Raw genomic sequence first — 19,440 nt, 5'->3', positions numbered from 1 at the left:
CTGTACGGACCGCTCACCCGGGCGTCGTCCGGGGATGGGCCGGGGCCGCGCGCGGGCCGCGGTGAGCACACCGGGCTCGCGGGCCGGCGCCCCGCGTCAGCGCCGGTGGTGGGTCGTCGTCGGCTCGTCTTCGGCTCGTCGCACCGGCTCCTGCCCCCGTCCCGCCTCAGGCACGCGGTCGCCCGTCCGGCGAGGTCTCGTCCGCGCCGGTGCCGTTCCGCGTCAGCGCGGGCGGTGCAGCCGGTCGCCGCCCGCAAGGATCGCCGCCGCCAGCGCGTCCACCGCCTCCTGCGCCGTTCCGCGCCGCCGCCCCTTGCGCAGGACGAAGTCGACGGCACCGAGCTCGGGCAGTCCCGTGCGGGCCGGCAGCTCCACCAGACCGGGCGGCACCAGGCCGCGGGTGTGCGCCATCACACCGAGCCCCGCCCGCGCCGCCGCCACGTTGGCGCTCAGGCTCGAACTCGTGCAGGCGATCCGCCACGCCCGCCCCTGCGCCTGGAGGGCCTCCAGGGCACGGGCCCGCGTGATCCCCGGCGGCGGATAGACGATCAGCGGCACCGGACGGTCCGGATCGAGCCGCAGGCGCGGCGCCCCGATCCACACCAGCACGTCCTGCCAGACCAGCTCCTCACCGCCCAGCTCCGCCTGGTCCCCGCGCCGCTTGGCCAGGATCAGATCGAGCCGCCCCGCCTCCAGGCGGGCCTGGAGCGTCCCCGACAGCTCCACCGTGAGCTCCAGATCGACCTCCGGGTGCTCACGCCGGAACGCCTCCAGGATCTCCGGCAGCCGCGTGGTCACGAAGTCCTCCGACGCGCCGAAACGCAACCGCCCGCGCAGCCGGGTCCCGGTGAAGAAGGCCGCCGCCCGCTCGTGCGCCGCCAGGATCGTGCGCGCGAAACCGAGCATGGCCTCGCCGTCCTCGGTCAGCTCCACGCCGTGGGTGTCGCGGACGAAGAGCGGCCGGCCGGTCGCCTCCTCCAGGCGCCGCACATGCTGGCTGACGGTCGACTGGCGCAGCCCGAGCCGCCGGGCGGCCTGGGTGAAGCTCAGGGTCTGGGCGACCGCCAGGAAGGTGCGCAGCTGGGTGGGCTCGTACACGCCCGCCCACGCTACCGGCCGCCCGCGCACACGGCTATCGCGTTCCGTGATGACAGTCAGTGCGCTGTACGGGATTCCCGATCGCCGGGGCGTCCACCAGGATGGACCCATGACCTCCCGCACGTCCCGCGGCCCCCGTCGGCCCCTCATCCCCTCCTGGCTGCCGGTCGACCCGTACATCCTCGCGCTGCTCGCGACGGTCGGGATCGCCGCGCTGCTGCCCGCCTCCGGGACGGCGGCGACGGTCGCGAACGGCACCTCCACGGGAGCCGTCGCCCTGCTCTTCTTCCTCTACGGGGCGCGCCTGTCCACCCGCGAGGCGTGGGAAGGGCTGCGGCACTGGCGGCTCCACGCCACCGTCCTCGCCTGCACCTTCCTGCTCTTCCCGCTGCTCGGACTGGCCGGGCGGGGGCTCGTGCCGGCGGTCCTCAGCCCCGACCTGTACAACGGCTTCCTCTTCCTGTGCCTGGTGCCGTCCACCATCCAGTCCTCGATCGCCTTCACCTCGATCGCCCGCGGCAACGTGCCCGCCGCCATCTGCGCCGGCTCCTTTTCCTCCCTCGCGGGCATCCTCCTCACCCCGCTGCTCGCCGCGCTCCTCCTCGGCAACGGCGCGGGCGGCCTCTCCGCCGACTCGCTCGTCAAGATCGTGCTCCAGCTGCTCGTGCCGTTCCTGGCGGGGCAGCTCCTGCGCCGCTGGATCGGCGGGTTCGTCGCCCGGCACAAGAAGGTCCTCGGGCTCGTCGACCGCGGGTCGATCCTCCTCGTCGTCTACACGGCCTTCAGCGCGGGCATGACCCAGGGCGTCTGGCACCTCGTGACCCCGGCGCGGCTCGGCCTGCTCCTCGTCGCCGAGGCCGTGCTGCTCGCCGTCATGCTGGCGCTGACCTGGTACGGGGCGCGCCGGCTCGGCTTCGGCCGCGAGGACCGGATCGCCATCCAGTTCGCCGGCTCCAAGAAGAGCCTGGCGGCCGGCCTGCCGATGGCGAGCGTCCTCTTCGGCGCCCATGCCTCGCTCGCCGTGCTGCCGCTGATGCTCTTCCACCAGATGCAGCTGGTCGTCTGCGCCCTGATCGCCCGCCGTCGCTCCCGCGACCCGGAGGCAGCGGGGGAGACGGGGGAGGCGGAGGAGGCGGGGGAGACCGGCACGGCCGTGGGCGGTGACGGCGCTGCCGTGGACGGAACCGGCGCGGCCGGGGACGCGGCCGGCGACCGCTGCGCCGAGCCTGCGTCTGCGCGAGCCTCCGACGCCGGCTCGGGGCCGGGGCCCGACGTCGGCTCCGGGCCGGGGCCCGGCGCCGGTTCCGCGTCCGCTGCGGTGCGGGGCGGGGTGCGGTAGGCCGGGCCGGGGGCCGACGCCGGTTCCGGGCCGGGGCCCGGCGCCGGTTCCGCGTCCGCGGCAGTGCGGGGCGGGGTGCGGTAGGCCGGGCCGGGGGCCGACGCCGGTTCCGGGCCGGGGCCCGGCGCCGGTTCCGCGTCCGCGGCAGTGCGGGGCGGGGTGCGGTAGGCCGGGCCGGGGGCCGACGCCGGTTCCGGGCCGGGACCTGACGCCGGTTCCGTGTCCGCTGCGGTGCGGGGAGGGGTGCGGTAGGCCGGGCCGGGGGCCGACGGCGGCTCCGGGCCGGGGGCCGACGCCGGTTCCGGGCCGGGGGCCGACGCCGGCTCCGGGCCGGGGCCCGAGGTCGGTTCCGTGTCCGCTGCGGTGCGGGGTGCGGTAGATCAGGCCGGGGCCGCGCCGTGGCCGGTGGGGCGAGCCCCACCGCACGGCGCAGCCTCACCGGACTCCCTGCGTTCGCCTCGACCCTGACGAGGAGTCCACCCATCCCCGCCCCGGGTCGGAGGCCTCGGGACCGCCGACTTCCGGCCATGGCCGCCCGTGCCCCCACGCCCCGCCCCGCCCCTCCCCTCGCCACCCCGCCACCTCCGCAGCCGTGCGGCGGCCACCCGTCTCCCGGGACTCGTCGCCGCCACCCCCCGTGGCACAGGCCGCGCTCGCCCCTGCCGCCGGGACGCGGGCCCTCGCCCCGGCGGAGCGCGGCCGCGGCCCCTCCGCCGCCCCGAACGCCATGGTCGGCGTCCCCGACGGCCTCCGGACCGAGGGATACAGGGATACGTCAGCCGCGCCCCGCCCCCGCCCCCGCGCCCGCCCGGCGCCCGCCTCCCGTAACGGGCGGGAGAACGCCGTCACGTCCTCCCCACGGCCCGCGCCCCTCGACCGTTGCCGCCGTCTCGCGGACCGCGCCGACGACGAGCTCCCCGCCCCCTCGAACCCGCCGAGCGCGACGGGTCCTCGCGCGGCCCCGCCGTATCGCCCTCCGACCCGCCGGCTTCGTTGGCGGGATCACACCGCCGACCACCCCGAGGTGATCATCGGGGCCGATACGGTGCTCCCATGCCCGCACTCGATCCCGACCGCACCGCGCTCGTCCTCGTCGATCTGATGGAACGCATCGTCGCGCTGCCGCTCGCCCCCCGCCCCGGCACCGACGTCCTCGCCGCGGCCGGCCGACTCGCCGCCGGCTTCCGTGCCGCCGGCGCGCCCGTCGTCCACATCAGGACCGAGCGGCCGGGCGTCGACACCCAGCCGCCCGGCAGCGACCTCGTCGCCGAACTCGTCCACGACGGCGACGACGTCGTCGTCAAGCGCACGATCGGCGGGTTCCAGGCCACCGGGGTCCACGAGCTCCTCAGCGGGCGCGGCGTGACCACCCTCGTGTTCGGCGGCATCGCCACCAACCTCGGCGTCGAGTCCACCGCCCGCGCCGCCGCCGACCTCGGCTACGACCTCGTCTTCGCCGAGGACGCCCTGACCGCCCTCACCGCCGACGAGCACCGCGCCTCCGTCCAGCTGGACTTCCCCCGCCTCGGCACCGTCGCCGCCACCGGCGCGATCACCCTCGGCGGCCCCGAGTGACCCGCGTGCCGATACGGTACGGGGCCCGCCCCTGCGCCCTGGTCGTCTGCCGCGGCTGCTGCTGCGGTGATCCCCGCAAGAACCCCGGCATGGACCACGCCGGTCAGCTCGCCCGCCTCCAGGAGGCCGCCGCGGCCTCCGGCGGGCGGCTCGCCGTCCGCACCAGCGACTGCCTCGGGCCCTGCGCCCAGGCCAACGTGCTCGTGGTGCAGCCCTCCACCGAGGGCCGCCGCCGGGGCGGCCGGGCCGCCTGGATCGGCTGGAGCGCCGACCAGGACTGCCTCGACGAGGTCCTCGCCTGGACCGCGGCGGGCGGCCCCGGCATCGCCCCGCCCCCGGCCACCCTCGAACTCCAGATGATCGACCCGCCGCGCGACTGAGGGCGGTCCGCCGTCAGGGGGCGGGCTCCGGGGCGGCCTCCAGGTCGATCCGGTGCTCGCCCGCGTACACGTTCATGTCCGGCCCGCGCAGAAAACCGACCAGGGTGAGCCCGGTCTCGACCGCCAGGTCCACCGCCAGCGACGACGGCGCCGACACCGCCGCGAGCACCGGCACCCCCGCCATCACCGCCTTCTGCGCCAGCTCGAACGAGGCCCGCCCCGACACCAGCAGCACCGCCCGCTCCAGCGGCAGCCGGCCCTCCCGCAGCGCCCGCCCCACCAGCTTGTCCACGGCGTTGTGCCGGCCCACGTCCTCCCGTACGTCGAGCAGTTCGCCGTCCTCGGAGAAGAGCGCCGCCGCGTGCAGGCCGCCGGTCCGGTCGAAGACCCGCTGCGCCGCCCGCAGCCGGTCCGGCAGCCCCGCGAGGAGGCCCGGCGCCAGCCGCAGCGGCGGAGCGTCCGCGATGGGGAAGCGCGCCGTGGTGCGGACGGCGTCCAGGCTCGCCTTCCCGCACAGACCGCAGGAGGACGTGGTGTAGACGTTCCGCTCCAGCGTGATGTCGGGGACGGCCACCCCCGGCGCCAGCTGCACGTCCACCACGTTGTACGTGTTGGAGCCGTCCTGCGTCGCCCCCGCGCAGTACACGATGTTCCGCACGTCCGAGGCCGCCGCGAGCACGCCCTCGCTCACCAGGAAACCGGCCGCCAGCGCGAAGTCGTCGCCCGGCGTGCGCATCGTGATCGCGATCGGCCGGCCGTTCAGCCGTATCTCCAGCGGCTCCTCCGCCACCAGCGTGTCCGGCCGCGCGCTCACCGCCCCGCCCCGGATGCGCACCACACGTCGTCGCTCGGTGACCCGTCCCATCGTCGCTGCACTCGTTTCTGTCCGTGCGGGACGTCGCTGTCCCCGCGGAACGCCCCCAGGGGCCTGACCGACCCATTGTCCTCTTGTCGCGGTCGGACAGGCGCTTCGGGTGAATCTTGGTGGTTTACGTCACCTGTTACCCATGAGTCGCTGGCGAGACTGGGTGATCCTGCCGTACGAACGAACCGACGATCGAACCACCTAGGGGGTCCCGGGCATGACGGGCACACGAATCGCCGCGCTCGGGCACTACCAGCCCGCCAAGGTGCTCACCAACGACGACCTGGCCGCCCTCGTCGACACCAGCGACGCGTGGATCACCAGCCGGGTCGGCATCCGCACCCGGCACGTCGCCGGTCCCGAGGAGCCGGTCGACGAACTCGCCGCGCACGCCGCCGGCAAGGCACTCGCCGCCGCCGGCCTCACTCCCGCCGACATCGACCTGGTGCTCGTCGCCACCTCCACCGCGATCGACCGCTCGCCGAACACCGCCGCCCGGGTGGCGGCCCGCCTCGGCATGGCCTCGCCCGCCACCATGGACCTCAACGTGGTCTGCGCCGGCTTCACGCACGCCCTGGCCACCGCGGACCACGCGATCCGCGCCGGTGCCGCCCGCCGCGCGCTGGTCATCGGGGCCGACAAGATGACCGAGGTGACCGACTGGACCGACCGCACCACCTGCGTCCTCGTCGGCGACGGCGCGGGCGCCGCGGTCGTCGAGGCCACGGAGCCCGGCGACGGCGCCACCGCGGCGATCGGCCCCGTCCTGTGGGGCTCGGTCCCCGAGATGGGCCACGCGGTCCGCATCGAGGGCACCCCGCCGCGCTTCGCCCAGGAGGGGCAGGCCGTCTACCGCTGGGCCACCCAGAAGCTCCCGGCGCTCGCCCGGCAGGTCTGCGAACGTTCCGGAATTGCCCCCGAGGAGCTGGCCGGTGTGGTGCTCCACCAGGCCAACCTGCGGATCGTCGAACCGCTCGCCGCGAAGATCGGCGCGGTCAACGCGGTCGTCGCCCGCGATGTCGTCGACTCCGGCAACACCTCCGCCGCCTCCGTACCGCTCGCCCTGTCCAAGCTGGTCGAACGCGGCGAACTCCCTTCCGGCGCCCCGGTGCTGCTCTTCGGCTTCGGCGGGAACCTCTCGTACGCGGGGCAGGTCGTCCGGGTGCCGTGAGCCGCCGCCGGTGCGGCCGGGTGGTCCGTTCGGCCGAGCCCGGTGGCGCGGGGTGCGGCGCGGACCTAGCTTCGAACGCGGCGAGGGTCCGCTCCGCGGCGCTCCGCCGCGGAAGCCCTCCGCCCGTCCGCCCTCGCGTGATCTGGAGGAACCCCATGCGCGCGATACGCCCCGCCGCCTCGGCGGCCCTGCTCGGCCCCCTCGCCGCGATCGCCCTGGTGCTGTCCGGGCCCGCGGCCGTGGCCGACGAGGGCGGCCCGGACGACGGCGGCCTTCCCGCGCTGGACGCCGGCCCGCCCGTACCGGAGGGCGGCTTCCCCGAGACCGGGACCGGCGATCCTCTCGGCGACATGCCCGCCGGTGACGTGCCCGACGACGGTGCGCCGGTCGGTGACCTGCCCGACGACGGTCTGCCTCTCGGCGGCATCACCGACGGCGGTGGTTCCCCCAAGGGCGGCACCGGGCACGGCATCACCTCCTTCGGCTTCTCGGTCACGCCCTCGACCGTCGCCCCCGGCGGCACCGTGACGCTGAAGTCCGACGGCTGCGAGGCGCCCACCGTGACCGTCGAGTCCCCGGTCTTCGACACGGTCACCCTGAAGGAGGGGCGTCCGGGCACCGCCACGGTCGACGCCGACGCCAAGAAGGGCGCGCAGTACGAGGTCGCCTTCGACTGCAAGGGCGAGCGGGGCACCACGACCCTCACCATCACGGGCGGCGCCCACCCCACCGGCCACCCCACCAGCCATCCCACCGGACACCCGACCGCCCATCCGGCCGTCCCCTCCGTGCCCGCCCACAAGGGCGTTCGGGCGGGCTTCGGCACCGGATCCGACGCGGAGGCCGGCACCGCCCAGGTGGTCACCGGCACCGTCCTCATCGCCGGTGCGCTCGGCGCGGCCGTTGCGCTGCTGCGCCGCCGGGAGGGCGCCGGGACCGGGTCCTGAGACGGCTCCTCCGCCCCGGTGTGACGAGGTCCGGGGCGGAGGAGCGCCACACCACGCGGAAGGAACCGCGGAAGGAACCGCGAAGGAACCACGGAAGGAACCACGGGAGAGCCGCGAGAAGCACCGGAGAAAGAGCCCCGAGAACGAGCCCCGAGAAAGAGCCGCGCGAAACAGGCGCGAGAACGAGGCGCGAGAACGAGGCGCGAGAACGAGGCGCGCAGAGAGGTCGGGTCGCACGTGCACGGGTGGAGCGGGCCGAACGGCGGCCCTGCGGGACGGCCTGGTGCCTGGGGCCTCGTCGCCGTCGTCCTCCTCGTGGGCGTGCACCTCGTGCGCGGCGGGTCGGCGTACCCGCCGCCCGACGGCCCTCCGCAGCCGGTGGCCGCCGCCGCGCCCGGCCGGGGCCCGTCCGCCACCGGCGCCACCCCCGCTCCGCTGCCCGCCTCGAACCCCGTACGGGTCCACGTGCCCGCCCTCCGGATCGACGCCCCGGTGACCCGGGTGGGCCTGGACCGCGAGGGTTGGATCGAGGCCCCGCGCCCCAACGAGCGCGGCCCGGCGGGCTGGTTCACCGGCTCCGTCACCCCCGGCGAGCGGGGCACCGCCGTCGTCGTCGGCCACGTCGACACCCCCAAGGGCGGGGCGGCCGTCTTCTACGGCCTCGGGCGGCTCGCCCGGGGGCAGCGCGTCGAGATCGCCCGCGCCGACGGCCGGACGGCCGTGTTCGCGGTGTACGGCGTCGAGGTCGTCCCGACGGACGGCTTCCCCGCCGAGCGGGTCTACGGCTCCACCGGAGCGCCGGAACTCCGGCTGATCACCTGCGGCGGTCCGTACGCGCCGGACGGCGGATACGAGGGCAACGTGGTGGTCTCGGCCCGCCTGACCGAGGTGCGGTGAGCCCCCCGCCTTCCTTGCCGGGTACCGAGCCTTCTCTGACCTCGCCCGGGAGAAGGCCGGGACCCATTTCCCGCGCGACTTCTTCCCACCCCCACCGCCTGCTCCGTTCCCTTCCCCACCCCAGGCCCTGTTCCCGGGGGCGTCCGGCGCCCGCAGCGTTCGCCCCCTCCCTCGCCCGCTTCGCCCGTACCGGGCGGATCGACCGCTGCGCCGAACGCGCTGCGGCCCGCACCCGAGGAGCCCGTCTCGGCCTTCGCCGCAGACCTGACGGATTCCCGCATTGGACTGGACCTGGAGCGGGTGGTCGTGGTCTATGTAGCTTCCACGGAGCCGGCGTCGGGGGGCGTCGGACTCCCGCCGGGTTCCCGTTGCGCCGCCGGACCCGGCCGCCCTTCCATCGGCACCGCCTCGGGCCCCTGGCGCTGCGGCGCCGCCGTCGGGCCGGCCCCGACCCGCCGCCCCCCACCCGGACCCGCCCGCGCCCGCGCCCCGGGCGGCTCAGCCGATCCCCTGACGGTCCGCCTCCAGGGCGAAGGCCCGGTCCGCGGCCTGCGGCACCGTGCGCTCCACCAGTTCCGTCAGGAGCACACGGTGCCGCAGCAGCGGTTCCGTGCGGTCCTCGGGCACCAGCGCCAGCAGGTCGTCGAGCCCCGCCAGCATCCGCCGCGACACCTGCGGGCTGCCCTCCGCGCAGCCCCGGATCTCGGCGAAGCCCAGATCGACCAGGTCGGTCCACCCCGGCAGGTCCTGCACGAGCCGCACGGCCCCGTCGCCTCCCCGCCCGTCCCGGTACGCCACCGCGCCCAGCGGCCGGTGGGCGACGGCCGCCAGGAACTGCACGATCCGGTCCAGGCACTGCACCGCCGTCGTCGGATCGTTCACGGCGGGGGACAGCGCCCGCAGCGCGATGTCCGCGAGCTGCCGCAGACCGAATCCCAGGTCCTGGTGGAAGGTCCGCTCGATCCCCACCGACACCGAGGACGCGAGCCCCTTCGGCACCGCCCCGCCGTGCACCGCCAGGATCGGCGTCCCCGGCACCACGAAGTCCCCGATCCTCGGCAGCAGCCGCAGCACCAGACCGTGCCGCCGCGCCACGCGCACCAGCCGGGCCACGTTCACGTCCCGCAGCACCCCGGCCCGCCCCCGGTGCACCACCTGCCCCGTCACCGGCCCGAGCTCGTCGCCCCCGCCCTCGTACCAGGGCGTCTTCGCCAGCACCCGGAACGACTCCCGGGCGATCCGGTCCACCACGTGGCCCACCCGCATCAGCCGCAGCGTCGCGTTCACGTACGCCACGAAGAGCAGCAGGCTCAGCCCCACCATCGCGAGGGTCAGGATCGACTGGAGCAGCGGCACGGCCGTCACGAGCCGGGGGTCGGTCTCGCTCTCGTACGAGGTCAGCACGAGCAGCGACAGCAGGAAGGTGGCGAGGAAGACCGAGAGCGTCGCCTTGGTGATCCGGCTCCGCACGAAGATCCGCACCACCCGCGGGCTGAACTGTCCGCTCGCCATCTGGACCGCCACGAGGGAGATCGAGAAGACCACGCCGATGAACGTCATCATCGCCGAGCCGACCGTGGTCACGACCGTCTTCGCGTCCTCGGCGATCCCGGCCAGGTCACCGATGGCCTCGTAGGCGCCCTCGTCCCGCAGCGTCTCGACGATCTCCGCGTCCAGGCCCGCGCAGGCCGCCCACAGCACACAGATCGCCGCCATGGCCGCGACCGGCGCGAACCAGAAGGTGTCCCGCAGGTGCTCCCGCAGCGGCGAGAGCATCCGGGGCCGGCGGTACACGGGTGACGGAGGAGGAAGTGAGGTCACCCCGCGCAGGCTAGGCGCCGCCGCCCCCGGGAGAGCGGCGACGCCCCGCGCACCGCCCCGCGGGCCCTCCACTCCGCGTACCGGCCCCGGCACGCCCCGTACGCCGTCCGGAGGTCCGGCCCGCCCCACTGACCACGGGAAACGCTGGTGAAAGGCGCCTCGAACCCCTGGTAGAGTTATCCGTGTCGCCGCGGGGAACAGCCGCGACGGCAGCACACCTCGTCCGGGTGGCGGAATGGCAGACGCGCTAGCTTGAGGTGCTAGTGCCCTTTATCGGGCGTGGGGGTTCAAGTCCCCCCTCGGACACCTGTGGAAGACCCCAGCTGAGCTGGGGTCTTCTTTCGTATGCGCCGGGGGAGGGGCACCATGCGTGGGGGGAACGGGTTCGACCAGCGGGCCGTGGCACTGATCGAGCTCAGGGGGACGCGGACCGACTGCGAGCTGCTGGAACGCGCGTTCGAAGACCGCGGCTGGCCCGTCCTGGAGCGGCGCGGCGAGCCGTCGGAGTGGGCGGAGCGGCGCCTGTGGTACACGGTCGAAGCGCGGTTCCCCGGGAGCAGCCTCAACGCGTCGCGCGGGGCCAGGGAGCGGCTCGAACTCGTCGCCGACGAGCTGCTGCTGGACCTCCAGGTCCAGGCCGTGGAGGTCGTCACGCGGGACCCGGTGGACCTGCCGCACTGGTTCGCCTACGAGCGTCCCGAGGCGCGCCCCAGGACCGTGTCCGGTCTGCCCCGGCGCGTGCGGTGGCGGGAACGGACGCGGCTGTGGCTGGCCGAGAACACCGGCAGCCGGGACACCGGACGGCTGATCGTCGCGACCGCGCCGGGGGAGGCCCAGCACCTCGCCACGCGGCCCCTGCCCGGTGCGCCGCGCCGCGGCGGGCGGATCGCCGCTCGCCGGCCCTGGGGGACGAGCGCCCGCCCTGCGCCGGCCCGAGGCGGACGCCGTGAGTCGTCCGCGCTCCTGAACCGTCTGATCCTGATCCTCATGATCGGGGTCTGGGCCGGGGCACGCATCGCGGACACCCATTCCCGCGGTGTCGGATCGTGGGGGTGGCCCGTGGCCGTCCTCCTCGGCGGAGCGGGCGCGGCGGCGGCCGTGTGGAAGGGAGCGGCACCGGGAGCGACGCGCGCCGGCTCCTCCCTGTTCGGCTGCCTGCTCGTGGCGAGCTCCGCCGGTGTCGGCGTCTACGCGGCCCGGACGGCGCCCGAGGTCGGATACGGCTCCTCCGTGGTGCTCGTCTGCCTGGCGGCCGTGGCCGTCGGCAACGGGATCAGGCTCCTCGTACGGCAGTGGAGCTGGCAGCGCACCGCCCCCTGGCTGATTCCCGCCCTTCTGCCGCTGGGCTTCGGTTTCCTTCCGGGGCTCGGGCTCGGGCTGCACGCGATGTACCTGGACGCCTTCGGGCTCGACCTGGAGGACGTCGAGATCCCGAAGGCGCATCAGATGCTCGCGCTGCTCAAGCTGACCGCCTGTATGAGCCTGTGGTTCTTCGCTCCGAGTCTCCTCGGCTACATGAAGCACTTCCACCTGCACGTGAAGGACCGCTGGTTCGGCAACGCGGTGCTGCTGCTGGTGAGCATCCTGCTGCTGGCGCAGGGCGTGCTCGGCCTCGGCCTGGTGTCGGCGGGCGAGGCCGGTGTCCAGGGCGTGGCCGCCGCCGCGAAGGGGCGGACGCCGGCGGCCTACTACGGCATCGAGCCGGAATGGGTCTGTGTGTTCCCCGTGGGGCGGGCGGACCAGGTGCCCGTGGACGGCGGCGTGCTCGCCGCCGCCGACGCGTACCTCAAGATCGGGGACGCCGACGGGACCGTCGTGCTGTGGGACCCCGAGGCCCGCTCGGCGCTCAAGGCTCCCCTCAGCCGGCTGCGCCTGGTGCCGCGGGAGGAGCGCCCCGCGTCCTGTGGCGCCGCCGGCTGAGCGGCGCCCCCTGCACAGCCTCCTCCGGACCGCGCAGGGCGCGCCGGCCGGGCAGCGCGTGCGGTTCACGGCTTCCGTGCGACCACCAGCCGGCAGCGCGGGCTGCCGTCCTCCCGGAACCCCAGGGGACGGACCGGCAGCAGCTCCACCCCGAAGCCGGCGTCCCGGAGGCGTGCGCGGACGTCGGCGAGGCGGAAGGTGCGGTAGTACATGACGAAGGGGGGCCGCCACAGCGCGTTGCGGACCCGCATCGCCGCGTCGAAGCCCCACAGCGTCCAGTACGGGGCGGAGCCCACCCGTGGCGGCGCCGGCAGCGGGAAGGCGAAGGTGCCGCCGGGGCGCAGGGAGGCGTGGACCTGGCGGAAGAGGGTGCGCTGCTCGGCGGGGAGGAAGTGGCCGAAGGCGCCGAAGCTGACGGCCAGGTCGAAGACCGGCGCGAAGGGGAGCGCCAGGGCGTCGGCCCGTACGAGCGTCGCGGTGGGGTGGGCGCGGCGGGCCCCGGCGAGCATGCCGGAGCTGAAGTCGACGCCGGTGACCCGTCCCGTCCCCAGCGAGCGCAGCACCCCGAGCCCGGCGCCGGTGCCGCAGCACACGTCGAGGCCCGAGTCGAAGGGGCCGAGCGGTTCCAGGGTCTCGGCGACCGCGGTGAGCAGGCGGTCGGAGGTGCGGAACGGGGTGGCGTCGAACTTCGTCGCGAGCAGGTCGTAGCCGTGCTCGACCGACGACAGCGCCTGCCGGGTCAGCTCGCGGAGCGTGGGGCCGTCGGGGGAGAACATGCCACGACCCTACGACCGGGACGGCGCGCGGCGCGGGAGATCACGTGAGGCCGACCGGGAGAGGCGGGCGCGGCCGGCCGGTCGCGGACGGGGGACGGGACGGGGACGCGAGATCAGGGAAAGGAGACCAGGGACGGGAGATCACAGGGCGCTGCGCACCTGGGGCGGCACGTTCCACGCGGGGGGCGATCCCCGTGAGCTGGCAGATCAGCAGGTAGAGCGGGATGGGCGGGGTGTACGGAGAGCCGCCGTCGGGGTGGTGGATCAGCCGGGGGCGGCGGTCGGGGATCACGGCGCCGGGGGCGTAACAGGCGGGCATCGGCCAGGCGAGGTCGAGGTCGGAGCCGGACGGGACCAGCCACCACCACCAGTCGCTGTCGGCGTAGACGCAGCCCTTCGCGGGCAGCCGGGACAGGATGCGGAAGCCGTAGCGGGCGGGGACGCCGACCGCGTCGCAGCCCAGGGTGGTCGGCAGGTCGACCGGCACGAAGAGGCGGGTCGCGCCGACGGGGGAGTGCGGCCCGGCGGGGCCGTTCTCGGGGCTCTTGCGGGCGCGCGGGGCGGGCGCGACACCGCGGGCCCGCAGCAGCGTCGCCATGGACCTCAGCACGGCTCTCCCATGCCGTGGGCGAGCTCCGCCCACACGATCTGCGCCGTGCCGTGGCCGGTGCGGTCCGCGCCCCAGGCGGTCGCCAGGGCGTCGACCAGGATGAGTCCGCGGCCGCGCTCCTCCTCGCCGCAGTCGCGGATGCGCGGGCCGGCCGGGCCGCCCTCGTCGCGCACCGCTATCCGCAGCCGCTCCTCGCCCTCGCGCAGCTCGCAGACGAACCGGGCGCTCGCGGTGTGCACGACGGCGTTGGTGACCAGTTCCGACACGACGAGCGCGACCGTCTCGCGTATGTCGGGGCCGCAGCCCCAGAGGATGAGGCGCTCCTCCGCGAGCCTGCGCGCGCGGGAGACGGATTCGGTGCGGGCGGGCAGCTCGAAGGCGAACCTGCGGTCCGAGGCGTGGGGGCGTGGGCGCTGGGTCATGACCCGAGGGCTCATGAGACCTGAGGAGTGCGCGTTACCAGAAGCCACGACCGGATCCTCACAACTGTGGGCAGGAGTGCCGTACGCATCCCCGTGCCGGAGCGCACGACGGCATGCGTACTGGTTCACCGGAATACTCTGCTCCCGACTCGGACACTTGGCAAGTGGCACTCTGAAAAATGCAGAGTGCTGTGTTCTCTCTGGCCGTGTTCATGGCACACTCGTCGAAACAGCGCGTCGGGGAGGGTTTCTTAAGTGAGCGAGCCGCGGTCCGCCCCCACGGTGGGACAGGTCGTCCTCGGCAAGCGTCTCCAGGATCTGCGCGAACGGGCCGGCCTCAAGCGTGAAGAGGCCGCCAGGATCCTGCGGGTCGCCCCGGCCACGATCCGGCGCATGGAGACCGCCGAGGTCGCGCTGAAGATTCCGTACGTACAGCTCCTGCTCAAGGCGTACGGCGTCACGGACTCCGAGGCGGAGGGCTTCGTCGCCCTCGCGGAGGAGGCCAACCTTCCCGGCTGGTGGCAGCGGTTCCACGACGTGCTGCCCGGCTGGTTCTCGATGTACGTCAGCCTGGAGGGGGCCGCAAGCCTCATCCGGGCCTACGAGCCCCAGTTCGTCCCCGGTCTGCTCCAGACCGAGGACTACGCCCGTGCCATCCTGCGCAGCGGGGCCGTCGGCGGCAGCAACGACGCCGAGGAGATCGACCGGCATGTAGCCCTCCGCATGGAGCGCCAGTCCCTGCTCACCAGGGAGGACGCGCCCAAGTTCTGGGTGATCATGGACGAGACGGTCTTCCGCCGACCGGTAGGCAACGGGCCCGAAGTGATGCGCGACCAGCTCGACCGGCTGCTCGAAGCGTCGGAGCTGCCGAACGTCACCCTGCAGATCGCGGAGTTCGCGTCCGGCCACCACCCCGGCACCTACGGACCGTTCGTCCTCTTCCGCTTCGCCATGCCCGAACTCCCGGACATGGTCTACAGCGAGTACCTGACCGGCGCCGTCTACCTCGACGCGCGCCCCGAGGTGGCCTCCCACCTCGAAGTCATGGACCGCATGGCGGCGCAGGCCGCGACTGCACAACGCACGAAGGAGATTCTCCGGAATCTCCGCAAGGAGCTGTGAATGGACCGCATATACAACGGCATGCCCGCCGCCGAGCTCGGTGCCGAGGGCTGGCACAAGCCGTGGAGCGGCGGCAACGGGGGCAACTGCGTGGAGGCCATGAAGCTGGCCGACGGCAGGATCGCCGTGCGACAGTCCGCAGACCCCGAGGGACCAGCGCTCATCTACACCCACGGAGAGATCGCCGCCTTCATCCAGGGGGCCAAATCAGGTCAGGCTGATTTCCTGCTCACCTGAACCTTCCGTACCGCCCCTCACATCGCGTAACTCTTGCCGTAAGCGCCACCGTTCGTCCCGCCGAGGAGAGCCGATGACACAGGACGCCGCATCCGTACCGAGCGGCATACGGATCGACACCAGCAAGCCGCACCCCGCGCGGATGTACGACTGGTTCCTGGGCGGCAAGGACAACTACCCCGTGGACGAGGAGATGGCCCGCCAGCTCCTCACCGTCGACGCCCGCGGCCGGGACATGGCCCGCGTCAACCGGGCCTTCATGCACCGCGCCATCCGCTGGCTCAGCGCCCACGGCGTACGGCAGTACCTGGACGTCGGCACCGGCATCCCCACCGAGCCCAACCTGCACCAGATCGCGCAGCAGGCCGCGCCGGAGTCCCGGATCGTCTACTGCGACAACGACCCCATCGTGCTGGCGCACGCCGCCGCCCTGCTGCGCTCGACGCCGGAAGGCGCCACCGAGTACATCCAGGCGGACGCGCGTGAGCCCGAGGTCATCCTCGAAAGGGCCGGAAAGGTCCTTGACTTCGATCAACCCATCGCCTTGTCGATGCTCGCGCTGCTGCACTTCGTCGGCGACGAGGACGGTGCCTACGAGCTGGTCGCCAAGATCGTCGACAAGCTCGCCCCCGGCAGCTACCTCGTCCTCTCGCACGTCACCGGCGACTTCGACCCCGAAGGCGCCGCCAAGGCCGCCGCCATGTACAAGGCGCGCGGTCTGACCCTGCGGCCGCGCTCGCGCGACGAACTGGCCGCGTTCTTCGACGGCCTCGACCTCGTCGAGCCCGGCGTGTCCCTCACCGCCGAGTGGCACCCGGAGCTGGGCGAGCCCGTCCCGGTCCAGGGCGACGACCCGATCCCCGGCTGGGCGGCGGTCGGCCGCAAGCGCTGACACGTCCCGTCCGAACGCCACGGGGGCCCGCGGAATCGTCCGCGGGCCCCTCGCCGTTCCCCGCTACTCCGGTGCGACCAGCGTCACCAGGAAGCTCCGGGCCCGGCTCACGTTCCCGGCCGCGTCCACCGTCCGGTACTCCACCGTGTGCGTCCCGTAGTCGGGCGTGGCGTCGTCCCACGGCACCGCCCGCGCCCGGCCGAGCTTGCCGTAGACGAGACCGTCGATCACCGTGCCGGACGGCGAGAAGAGGAACGGGGCCGAGGCGTCCGTCGGCCAGCCGTAGTACGTGTACCAACCGTCGCCGTCCACCCGGAACTGGCTCACCACCGCGCCCTCCTGGTCGTCCCGCGCGGTCAGCCGCATCGTGAAGGCACCGTCGTACACGTACTCCACCGGCTGCCCCGGCCGCCGCACCGTCCGCAGCGGAGCCGACAGCTCATGGGCGGCGGTGGCGGCGAGGGCGTCCACCGTCCACCTCAACTCCGCCCCCGTGCCCGGGATGTCGGCCGTCAGGGTGTGAGTGCCGGGGGGCAGCCGCAGCGACCTCAGGTCCAGGTCACGGTCGTTGCCCGGGTTCGGCACCGTCTCCCCGTCGAGCCGCCAGCGCACGGCGACCGTCCGGCGCGGCGGGTGGGTCGTGTCCGCGTGGACCACCGACCGGGCGCCGACCGGGGCGGCCGTCGGGGTGTGCCCGGTGAACGCCGGCGGCACCTCCTCCGAGCGGGTGGTGAGCGCGGGGTTCACCGTCCAGCTCACCGTACGGGTGAGGGCGGCGGACGCCCGCACCGCCGGGTCCCGCACGAACGGCGTCGGGTCCGTGACCTTCGCCGTCAGCGTGTGCGTCCGGCCCCGGGGCAGGTCCAGGGACCGCAGGTCGACCGTGCGTGCTCCCCGGGTGTCGAGGAGCCGGCCGTCCAGCCGCCACTCCACCGCGAGTTCACCGCCCACCGGATGCAGCGTGTCCACCCACACCGTCCGGTCCGCCCCGATCGGCGCCGCATCGGGGGTGTGCGCCTCGACCAGGTCCACCTTGGCCGAGATCGCCCCCACCATGACCTCCCGCTCCACCTGGTCGAAGGCGTAGCCGAGGGTCTTCATCATCGAATGGCGGCTGGGGCGCCACACGCCCGTGGTGCTGTAGAGGCCGCCCTCGTGACGGCCGATGACCCCGCCCGACTCGCTCTCCTCGCCGAGCCAGCGCCACCACTTGGCCCGCCGGTCACGCATCTGGCGCTCCGTCAGCAGCGTGTGGTGCACGGAGGACGGCTCCCCGCCCGTGTAGGCGCCGCCCGGCACACCGCGCCCGTAGTAGTCGTACTCGTCCTGGAGCCCGCCGAGCGAATGACCGATCTCGTGCGGGGTGATGAGGGCCGACAGCGCGTTGCCGCCGGACGCGGTGGCGTAACTGCCCCCGGCGCCGCCGTAGGTGGTGCTGTTCGCCAGCGCCACGATCTGCCGGTTCGCCCGGCTGGTGCCGGGCACCAGGTCGGCGTGGGCGGCGGCCCGCGCACTGTCCACCGTGAGCAGCCGCTGGACGCTGCCCGCGTTGCAGCCGCCCCAGAAGCCCATGTTCAGGGCCGTGTCGCGGGCCGGGGCGTCGAGACCCGGATCGCAGTCCACGCCCGACTCGGCGGAGGGGATCTCCACCGCCCACACGTTGATGTACGAGCGGTACGAGGCGAACGGCTCGATGCTCCACAACATGCTGAGGTGCCGCTCCACGTGCGCCCGGAACTCCGGCATCTCCGCCGCCGTGTAACCGTCGCCCATGACGACCAGGTTGAACCGCCGGTCGGCGGGACCTGTCGTCTGGACGGGCACGACGGTCGCCCCGCCCGTCTCGGCGGCGGCCGGGCTGCCGGCCGCCGCGGGACCCGTGCTCACGAGTCCCGCGGCCAGCAGAGCACCCGCGACGAGCCGGGCCACTCCGCGTCGAACACCCCTGCGTCGCTGTGAAGTCATGGGGCGCGAGCCTAGGCCGCGCTCCCCATGCCGTAAAGATGTTCGTCAGCCGTCCATCTCAGCGACGCAGATAGTCCAGTCCGGCGTGCTCCGCCGTGTAGCCGTCCACCAGGCGGCGGGCCACCGTCACCGAGTCGACCAGCGGATGCAGCGCGAAGGCCCGCACCGCCGCCGCCCGCGAACCGCTCTCGGCCGCGGCGAGCACCTCCCGCTCCACCGCCTTCACCGCCGTCACCAGGCCCACCGCGTGGTACGGCAGCGGATCCACGGACACCGGACGGGCACCGGCCGCGTCGACGAGACACGGCACCTCGATCACCGCGTCCGCGTCGAGGACCGACAGCGTGTGCCGGTTGCGCACGTTGAGGATCAGCGTGGCCCGCTCGTTGCGCGCGATGGCCCGCATCAGCGCCAGCGCCACCTTCTCGTAACCGCCGGACTCCAGGTCCTCGTCGGCCCGTTCGCCGACCCCGGCGGCCTCCCGGTTGTGCGCCATGTACGTCGCCTCCCGGTCGGCGAGCACCCGGTGCCAGGTGTCGAGGGGAGGCGTGTCCGGCTTGTCCATCTCCTCGTAGAAACCGGCCTGCTGATCCAGCAGGTAGGCGCCCCGCGTCCGCTCCGCCTCCCGGTAGGCCCGCACCGCCTCGCGGTTGAAGTAGTAGTAGTGCAGGTACTCGTTGGGGACCGCGCCGAGCGACCGCAGCCAGTCCGCACCGAAGAGCCTGCCCTCCTCGAAGGAGCCGAGCAGGGCGTCGTCCTCGAGGAGCCGCGGAAGGACGTCACGTCCGCCGACCCTGAGCCCCCGCAGCCATCCCAGGTGGTTCAGGCCCACGTAGTCGATCCACGCCTCGTCCGGACGGGCGCCGAGCACCCGTGCCACCCGGCGGCCGAGACCCACCGGCGAGTCGCAGATGCCGACCACCCGGTCGCCGAGGATCCGCGACATCGCCTCGGTGACCACGCCGGCCGGGTTGGTGAAGTTGATGACCCAGGCGTCCGGAGCGAGCGCGGCGACACGCCGGGCGATGTGCGTCACCACCGGCAGCGTCCGCAGCCCGTACGCGATGCCGCCCGCGCCCACCGTCTCCTGGCCCAGCACCCCCTCGGCCAGCGCGATCCGCTCGTCGGCCGCCCGGCCCGCCAGACCCCCCACCCGGATCGCGGAGAAGACGAAGTCGGCGCCCAGCAGAGCCTCGTCGAGGTCCGTCGTCGCGCTTACCTCCGGCGCGTCCGCCACCCCCGCACCCTGCTCGGCGAGCACCCGGGTGATCGCCGACAGACGCCCGGCGTCCAGGTCGTACAAGGTGACCCGGGTGACCCGCCCCTCGCCACGGTCGCCGAGCAGAGCGCCGTACACGAGCGGCACCCGGAATCCGCCGCCTCCGAGAATCGTCAGTTTCATG

At 74.3% G+C, this 19,440-nt stretch carries 17 protein-coding genes, 1 tRNA gene and 1 pseudogene; 11 read left to right on the top strand and 8 right to left on the bottom strand.

The window, feature by feature from the left end; translation table 11 throughout:
* Positions 1-222: 222 nt before the first annotated feature.
* Entirely contained in the window at positions 223-1,098 is an 876-nt protein-coding gene (locus ABD954_RS04690; protein WP_345484476.1) for a LysR substrate-binding domain-containing protein, read from the bottom strand.
* A 109-nt stretch (positions 1,099-1,207) separates the two neighbouring features.
* Here ABD954_RS04690 and ABD954_RS04685 point away from each other — a divergent pair, with 109 nt between their 5' ends.
* The 3 genes from ABD954_RS04685 to ABD954_RS04675 all read left to right on the top strand — a co-directional run bounded on the left by ABD954_RS04685 (position 1,208) and on the right by ABD954_RS04675 (position 4,392).
* Positions 1,208-2,437 (top strand): bile acid:sodium symporter family protein, encoded by a 1,230-nt coding sequence (locus tag ABD954_RS04685; RefSeq protein WP_345484474.1) that lies wholly within the window; start codon positions 1,208-1,210, stop codon positions 2,435-2,437.
* Positions 2,438-3,490: 1,053 nt separating this feature from the next.
* Complete coding sequence (locus tag ABD954_RS04680; protein ID WP_345484473.1) at positions 3,491-4,012, top strand: isochorismatase family protein; 522 nt, start codon at positions 3,491-3,493, stop codon at positions 4,010-4,012.
* Positions 4,009-4,392 carry a (2Fe-2S) ferredoxin domain-containing protein gene (locus ABD954_RS04675; protein WP_345484472.1) on the top strand — a complete coding sequence of 128 codons (384 nt, stop codon included), beginning with the start codon at positions 4,009-4,011 and terminating at the stop codon, positions 4,390-4,392. The genes ABD954_RS04680 and ABD954_RS04675 overlap by 4 nt, the downstream gene beginning before the upstream one ends.
* A gap of 13 nt (positions 4,393-4,405) precedes the next feature.
* Here the strand turns inward: ABD954_RS04675 and fdhD are convergent, their stop codons facing one another.
* Positions 4,406-5,257: a formate dehydrogenase accessory sulfurtransferase FdhD gene (gene fdhD, locus ABD954_RS04670; protein ID WP_345484471.1), complete on the bottom strand. Its 852-nt coding sequence runs from the start codon at positions 5,255-5,257 to the stop codon at positions 4,406-4,408.
* Between the two features lie 217 nt (positions 5,258-5,474).
* On the opposite strand from fdhD, the gene ABD954_RS04665 reads away from it, so the two are divergent.
* The 3 genes from ABD954_RS04665 to ABD954_RS04655 all read left to right on the top strand — a co-directional run bounded on the left by ABD954_RS04665 (position 5,475) and on the right by ABD954_RS04655 (position 8,272).
* Positions 5,475-6,428: a beta-ketoacyl-ACP synthase III gene (locus tag ABD954_RS04665; RefSeq protein WP_345484469.1), complete on the top strand. Its 954-nt coding sequence runs from the start codon at positions 5,475-5,477 to the stop codon at positions 6,426-6,428.
* A 155-nt stretch (positions 6,429-6,583) separates the two neighbouring features.
* Positions 6,584-7,375: a hypothetical protein gene (locus ABD954_RS04660; protein WP_345484468.1), complete on the top strand. Its 792-nt coding sequence runs from the start codon at positions 6,584-6,586 to the stop codon at positions 7,373-7,375.
* A 237-nt stretch (positions 7,376-7,612) separates the two neighbouring features.
* A complete protein-coding gene (locus ABD954_RS04655) occupies positions 7,613-8,272 on the top strand; it encodes a class F sortase (RefSeq protein ID WP_345484467.1) in 660 nt (219 codons plus the stop codon).
* A gap of 498 nt (positions 8,273-8,770) precedes the next feature.
* Here the strand turns inward: ABD954_RS04655 and ABD954_RS04650 are convergent, their stop codons facing one another.
* Complete coding sequence (locus ABD954_RS04650) at positions 8,771-10,048, bottom strand: DUF2254 domain-containing protein (RefSeq protein WP_345491963.1); 1,278 nt, start codon at positions 10,046-10,048, stop codon at positions 8,771-8,773.
* Positions 10,049-10,314: 266 nt separating this feature from the next.
* Here ABD954_RS04650 and ABD954_RS04645 point away from each other — a divergent pair.
* Positions 10,315-10,399 (top strand) — tRNA-Leu (locus ABD954_RS04645).
* A gap of 60 nt (positions 10,400-10,459) precedes the next feature.
* The gene (locus tag ABD954_RS04640; RefSeq protein WP_345484466.1) at positions 10,460-12,013 is read left to right on the top strand and encodes a hypothetical protein; all 1,554 of its coding nucleotides are present in this window, start codon (positions 10,460-10,462) and stop codon (positions 12,011-12,013) included.
* Positions 12,014-12,078: 65 nt separating this feature from the next.
* On the opposite strand, the gene ABD954_RS04635 is transcribed toward ABD954_RS04640, so the two are convergent.
* The 3 genes and pseudogenes from ABD954_RS04635 to ABD954_RS04625 all read right to left on the bottom strand — a co-directional run bounded on the left by ABD954_RS04635 (position 12,079) and on the right by ABD954_RS04625 (position 13,821).
* A complete protein-coding gene (locus tag ABD954_RS04635) occupies positions 12,079-12,789 on the bottom strand; it encodes a class I SAM-dependent methyltransferase (RefSeq protein ID WP_345484465.1) in 711 nt (236 codons plus the stop codon).
* 160 nt (positions 12,790-12,949) lie between these two features.
* Positions 12,950-13,387, bottom strand: a pseudogene (locus tag ABD954_RS04630) (hypothetical protein); the annotation flags it as partial.
* 5 nt (positions 13,388-13,392) lie between these two features.
* Complete coding sequence (locus ABD954_RS04625; protein ID WP_345484463.1) at positions 13,393-13,821, bottom strand: ATP-binding protein; 429 nt, start codon at positions 13,819-13,821, stop codon at positions 13,393-13,395.
* Between the two features lie 255 nt (positions 13,822-14,076).
* Between ABD954_RS04625 and ABD954_RS04620 the strand changes: the two genes are divergently transcribed.
* The 3 genes from ABD954_RS04620 to ABD954_RS04610 all read left to right on the top strand — a co-directional run bounded on the left by ABD954_RS04620 (position 14,077) and on the right by ABD954_RS04610 (position 16,072).
* A complete protein-coding gene (locus ABD954_RS04620; protein ID WP_345484462.1) occupies positions 14,077-14,943 on the top strand; it encodes a helix-turn-helix domain-containing protein in 867 nt (288 codons plus the stop codon).
* A complete protein-coding gene (locus ABD954_RS04615) occupies positions 14,944-15,180 on the top strand; it encodes a DUF397 domain-containing protein (RefSeq protein ID WP_345484461.1) in 237 nt (78 codons plus the stop codon). It begins immediately after the preceding gene.
* Between the two features lie 73 nt (positions 15,181-15,253).
* Entirely contained in the window at positions 15,254-16,072 is an 819-nt protein-coding gene (locus ABD954_RS04610) for an SAM-dependent methyltransferase (protein WP_345484460.1), read from the top strand.
* A gap of 63 nt (positions 16,073-16,135) precedes the next feature.
* Here the strand turns inward: ABD954_RS04610 and ABD954_RS04605 are convergent, their stop codons facing one another.
* Both ABD954_RS04605 and ABD954_RS04600 read right to left on the bottom strand, forming a co-directional pair.
* Positions 16,136-18,037, bottom strand: coding sequence for a M64 family metallopeptidase (locus ABD954_RS04605; protein ID WP_345484458.1), 1,902 nt, complete (start codon positions 18,035-18,037; stop codon positions 16,136-16,138).
* 58 nt (positions 18,038-18,095) lie between these two features.
* Positions 18,096-19,439 (bottom strand): 6-phospho-beta-glucosidase, encoded by a 1,344-nt coding sequence (locus ABD954_RS04600; RefSeq protein ID WP_345484457.1) that lies wholly within the window; start codon positions 19,437-19,439, stop codon positions 18,096-18,098.
* Position 19,440 lies beyond the last annotated feature (1 nt).

It is taken from the genome of Streptomyces roseoviridis (assembly GCF_039535235.1).
Lineage (GTDB): Bacteria > Actinomycetota > Actinomycetes > Streptomycetales > Streptomycetaceae > Streptomyces > Streptomyces roseoviridis.
The sequence above is the reverse complement of the archived record's forward strand: the minus strand, read 5'-3'. Positions and strand labels throughout refer to the sequence as shown.